This is a genomic window from Elstera litoralis (assembly GCF_000963705.1).
Classification (GTDB): Bacteria; Pseudomonadota; Alphaproteobacteria; order Elsterales; family Elsteraceae; genus Elstera; species Elstera litoralis.
In genome coordinates this window covers 1-4,717 of record NZ_LAJY01000462.1, presented here as the reverse complement: position 1 = coordinate 4,717, position 4,717 = coordinate 1, and the positions used below count along the sequence as shown (strand labels likewise).

Here is a 4,717-nt window from a genome sequence, read left to right as displayed (position 1 = left end):
TGATGGATGAGCCGTCGATGGGCCTGTCGCCGCTGCTGGTGAAGGAAGTATTTTCGATCATCCGCCAGATCAATAAGGAGCTGGGCGTTACCATTCTGCTGGTGGAGCAAAACGCCCGCATGGCGCTCTCCTGTGCCTCTTACGGCTATATCATGGAGCAGGGTAAAATCGTGCTCGATGGGACTGCCGAGGAACTCGCCAATAATGAGGACGTGAAGGAATTCTACCTCGGCGGCGGGGGCGGGGAGGACCGTAAGTCTTTCAAGAACCTCAAGTCCTTCAAACGCCGCAAACGCTGGATTTAAGATTGTGACCTATTTCGATGCCCTCGAAACCGAAACGCCCGAGGCTCGCGCCACCCGCCTCTATGGGCAGTTGCCGGGGCTGATTGCGCTCGCGCAGGCGAAAGCCCCCGGTTTGGCGCTGGCGGGCGTCGATCCAACTGCAATTACCGATGCGGCGGCTCTCGCAAAACTGCCGCTGATCCGCAAGTCCGACCTGATTGCGGCGCAAGCGGCGAACCTGCCTTTCGCCGGGCTGGTTACGCGTCCGCCGGGCCAGTTGAAGCGGGTTTTCGCCTCGCCCGGCCCGATTTACGATCCCGAAGGCGAGCGGCCCGATTGGTGGCGTTTTTGCGCGCGCGCTCTATGCCGCAGGGTTCCGCGCGGGCGAGATTGTGCATAATTGCTTCGCCTATCATTTCACCCCGGCGGGCTCGATGATCGAAACCGGCGCGCATGCTTTGGGCTGCGCCGTGTTTCCCGGCGGCGTTGGCAATACCGAACAGCAGGTGCGGGCGATTGCCGATTTGCAGCCTGCGGGCTATGGCGGCACGCCGTCCTTTCTGAAGATCATTCTGGAGAAAGCCGCCGAGCTTGGCACGCCGCTGCCGTCGCTCAAAAAGGCGCTGGTGTCGGGTGAAGCCCTGCCACCGAGCCTGCGCGCCTGGTTCACCGAGCGCGGCGTTGCGGTTCTGCAATGCTATGCGACCGCCGATCTTGGGCTGATTGCCTATGAAAGTGCCGCCGACGCCGGGATGATTCTGGATGAGCAGGTGATCGTCGAAATCACCCGCCCCGGCACCGGCGATCCCGTCGCGCTGGGCGAGGTGGGCGAGGTGGTCGTGACCTCCTTCAACCCCGATTACCCGCTGATCCGGTTTGCCACCGGCGACCTCTCGGCCTTTCTGCCGGGCCACAGCGCCTGCGGGCGCACAGGAATGCGCCTTAAGGGCTGGCTGGGGCGGGCCGATCAAACCGCCAAGATCAAAGGCATGTTCGTTCACCCCGCCCAAGTGGCGGAAGTGCTAAAGCGCCACGGGCTGAGCAAAGGCCGCTTGGTGATCGAAAAAGACGGCGATTTCGATCTCGCCATTCTGTCGGTGGAAAGCGCCGATGCGTCCGTTTCAGGGGCGGTAGCGGAGAGTTTTCAGGCGCTGTGCAAGCTGCGCGCGACAGTTCTCATCGTCGCGCTGGGGAGCTTGCCGAATGACGGTAAAGTGATCGACGATAAGAGGCCTGTGGGTTGAAATTCTTTTCAATGACCTATATTTTTGTGTAGCTTTGGCCAGAAGCAATCTGGAGACAATATTATGTCACCCCAACCAAGGACCCGTCTGATTTCTGCACTGCGTTACGCCAATCCAGAACGGGCGCTTGAGTTCCTGGTGGCGGGCTTCGGCTTTGCCGAGCATACTGTTTATCGGGGTGACGCGGGCGCTATCGTCCATGCCGAACTGCGTTTTGGGGACGATATTTTGATGTTCGGGCCTGATATAGAGACCCCCTTCGCCAACTTCATGATCTTACCTGAAAAGGCGGGCGGGCGGAATACACAGACGATTTATGTTATTGTTGATGACGTCGACGCGCATCATGCTCAGGCGGTCGCGGCGGGCGCAGAGATTGTCATGCCTTTAGTCGATACGGGCTATGGTGGTCGCGGCTACAGCGCACGTGACCCTGGTGGACATGTTTGGAGCTTCGGCACTTACGATCCTTGGACAGCGGCAGGGCCGAAGGTTTAAGGCCACGGCAGGCGGCGGCGGCCAATGGCGCGGATGCGCCCGCCCGGCGAGGGCTAAAAAATCTAGAGCGTCGTTGCTATGGCCAGGCTACGGAGGGCGGCAGCGACATCAGAATCGCTTCCACATTGCCGCCGGTTTTTAGGCCGAAGCTGGTGCCGCGATCATAGAGTAGGTTGAACTCCACATAGCGCCCGCGTTTCACAAGCTGGGCGTGGCGCTGCTCGTCCGTCCAAGCATCGTTGACGCGGCGGCGGGCGATTTGCGGGTAGGTGTGCAGGAACGCGGTGCCGACATCGCGGGTGAAGGCGAAATCCCTCTCCCAATCGCCGCTATCGAGCTGATCGTAAAAAATCCCGCCGATGCCGCGCGCCTCGTTCCGATGCTTCAAGAAGAAGTAGCTATCGCACCAGTCTTTGAATTTCGGGTAATAGGCCGGGTCGTGGGCGTCGCAGGCGGCGCGCAGCCCGGCGTGAAACGCCTCGGTTTCGGCGTCGTCCGGGAAGATCGGCGTAAGGTCCGCACCGCCGCCGAACCAGCCTTTGCTGGTGACGATCATGCGCGTGTTCATATGCACAGCGGGCACCAGCGGCGATTGCATATGGGCGACGAGCGAAATGCCGCTGGCCCAGAATTCGCCCGTGTCACCCGCACCGGGGATTTGTTGGCGGAATTCGTCGCTAAAGGTGCCGTGGACGGTGGAGATATTGACGCCGACTTTCTCGAACACGCGCCCGCGCATCAGCGACATCACCCCGCCGCCACCGCCCTCACGGCTCCAGGCTTTGCGCTCGAACCGGCCCGGCGCGTGGTTGGCCAAAGGCCCACCGGAAAGCGCGTCTTCCAACCCTTCGAAAGCCGCGCAGATTTGGTTCCGCAGGCTTTCGAACCAGGCGGCGGCGCTGGCTTTACGGGTCTCAAGCTCGGTCATCGTCCACTCACTAACAGCAGCCGAGCTGCTGGAATCCATTCGTCTGGCGCAGGGCCTCGCTCACCGCAATAGCGCCTGCGATGGCGACATTTAACGAGCGGGCGTCGGGACGCAAGGGAATACGGACGCGGTGCGCCGCCGCCGCCGCTACCTCCGGCGGCACGCCCGCGCTCTCCCGGCCCAGCAGCAGCCGATCGTCGGGGGCGAAGGCCGCGTCGGTCAGCAGGGTTTCGCCCTTGGTCGAGAGCACGATCAAGCGCCCGGCGTGGGGGCGGGCTTGATACGCACTCCAAGACATGTGCCGCGTAAGATCGACCTGATCCAGATAATCCATCCCGGCGCGGCGCATCTGGGGGGCGCCGAAGACAAAACCGCAGGGCTCGATGAGATCGACCGGCAAGCCGAAGCAGGCGGCAAGGCGCAGCAGCGTGCCAGTGTTCTGGGGAATGTCGGGCTGAAACAGAATGAGGCGCATAGCGGGTAAGATTACCGGAACATGGCCGGGAATTAACGGGATTTCTGCGGGCGAGAAGCGCAGGTTTCCTCTTGTCCTTACCCGATGGGGTACAGGGTTTTGGCAGCACGCAGGATTTAGGGGGAGCTGCGATAGATATGGAACGCTTCTTCTTCGCTGCCACGCTGTTCATCATCGCGCTGGCTGGGGTGCTGGCGGCAACCAGCCACGGCGGTAGCCTGAGCTTGTCCGATCTCACTCCCCGCGCCAATGCGGCGGCCTTTACCCGTTAAACCTACCAGCCGTGCCGCAGCGCGACATCCGAGCGCTTTGCAAATCGGGGGAATTCCTTTATACCCGGCTTTACGCTCGGTCGGTCTGCCGGGATAGGGGCGAGGAATCTGCTGGAAACCGTCATACGAGGGTTGCCTGCGGCAGCCTGTCGCGCTTTCCTTCTTCCAGAATACTTTATGTAGCTGGGAGCAGATCGGCTCCGATACAAGGCCTGAGTTTAGGGGGCCTGCTACAAGGGACGCGCGAGGACGGATCATATGGCTCAGTCTGCCAACCAAGCTCAAGGACATGCCACGGCAACCGGCGAAACCCGCCGTGATTTTCTCACCCTGACGGCTGGGGCGATGGGAGGGATCGGGGCGGTTGCCTTCATTCTTCCGTTCATCAACAGCATGAACCCGGCGGCCGATACGCTGGCGCTTGCGTCGACGGAAGTCGATATCGGCGCCATCAAAGTTGGCCAAAGCGTTACGGTTACGTGGCGCGGCAAGCCCGTGTTCATCCGTCATCGCACGGAAGAAGAAATCAAAACCGCCGAGGCGGTCGCCTCGACAGATCTGCCAGACCCGCAGGCCGATAAGGACCGCGTGAAGAAGCCGGAATGGCTGGTTCTCGTGGGCGTTTTGCACGCACTTAGGCTGCGTTCCGAACGGTCAGAAGGTCGGCGAAGCCAAGGGTGATTTCGGGGGTTGGTTCTGCCCGTGCCACGGATCGCACTATGATACGTCGGGCCGCATCCGCAAGGGGCCGGCACCGCGCAATCTCGACGTGCCACAATATGCGTTCCTGACGGATACGACGCTGCGCATCGGTTGATGAGTCGGGAGGGGTTCAAAAAATGAGTACGACAGGCAAGCAAAACGGCCTGGTGAAATGGATCGACACTCGTTTGCCGATCTTCACCCTGCTGGATCATTCGGTGGGCAGCGGCTATCCGACGCCGCGCAACCTGAATTATTTCTGGAACTTCGGTTCCTTGGCCGGCGTAGTGCTGGTGGTGATGATCCTTTCGGGS

The 4,717-nt window shown here is 61.2% G+C and carries 6 protein-coding genes and 2 pseudogenes; 6 read left to right on the top strand and 2 right to left on the bottom strand.

Annotated elements, in window-relative coordinates; genetic code table 11:
- The 4 genes and pseudogenes from VZ95_RS15800 to VZ95_RS15790 all read left to right on the top strand — a co-directional run.
- Positions 1-305, top strand: a pseudogene (locus VZ95_RS15800) (ABC transporter ATP-binding protein); the annotation flags it as partial.
- A 4-nt stretch (positions 306-309) separates the two neighbouring features.
- On the top strand, positions 310-684 hold the full coding sequence (locus tag VZ95_RS28930; protein ID WP_332308111.1) for a phenylacetate--CoA ligase family protein: 375 nt from the start codon (positions 310-312) through the stop codon (positions 682-684).
- A complete protein-coding gene (locus VZ95_RS15795) occupies positions 677-1,528 on the top strand; it encodes a phenylacetate--CoA ligase family protein (RefSeq protein WP_332308110.1) in 852 nt (283 codons plus the stop codon). Before VZ95_RS28930 ends, VZ95_RS15795 begins: the two co-directional genes overlap by 8 nt.
- Before the next feature lie 63 nt (positions 1,529-1,591).
- A complete protein-coding gene (locus VZ95_RS15790; protein ID WP_045776715.1) occupies positions 1,592-2,026 on the top strand; it encodes a VOC family protein in 435 nt (144 codons plus the stop codon).
- Between the two features lie 76 nt (positions 2,027-2,102).
- On the opposite strand, the gene hemF is transcribed toward VZ95_RS15790, so the two are convergent.
- A complete protein-coding gene (hemF, locus tag VZ95_RS15785) occupies positions 2,103-2,954 on the bottom strand; it encodes an oxygen-dependent coproporphyrinogen oxidase (protein ID WP_045776714.1) in 852 nt (283 codons plus the stop codon).
- 10 nt (positions 2,955-2,964) lie between these two features.
- Positions 2,965-3,429, bottom strand: a complete 465-nt coding sequence (locus VZ95_RS15780) for a tRNA (cytidine(34)-2'-O)-methyltransferase (protein WP_045776713.1) — start codon at positions 3,427-3,429, stop codon at positions 2,965-2,967.
- A gap of 137 nt (positions 3,430-3,566) precedes the next feature.
- Here VZ95_RS15780 and VZ95_RS28325 point away from each other — a divergent pair, with 137 nt between their 5' ends.
- The gene (locus VZ95_RS28325) at positions 3,567-3,701 is read left to right on the top strand and encodes a hypothetical protein (protein WP_269747117.1); all 135 of its coding nucleotides are present in this window, start codon (positions 3,567-3,569) and stop codon (positions 3,699-3,701) included.
- 258 nt (positions 3,702-3,959) lie between these two features.
- Positions 3,960-4,518: pseudogene (gene petA / locus VZ95_RS15775) on the top strand (ubiquinol-cytochrome c reductase iron-sulfur subunit).
- The last annotated feature ends 199 nt before the right edge of the window (positions 4,519-4,717 follow it).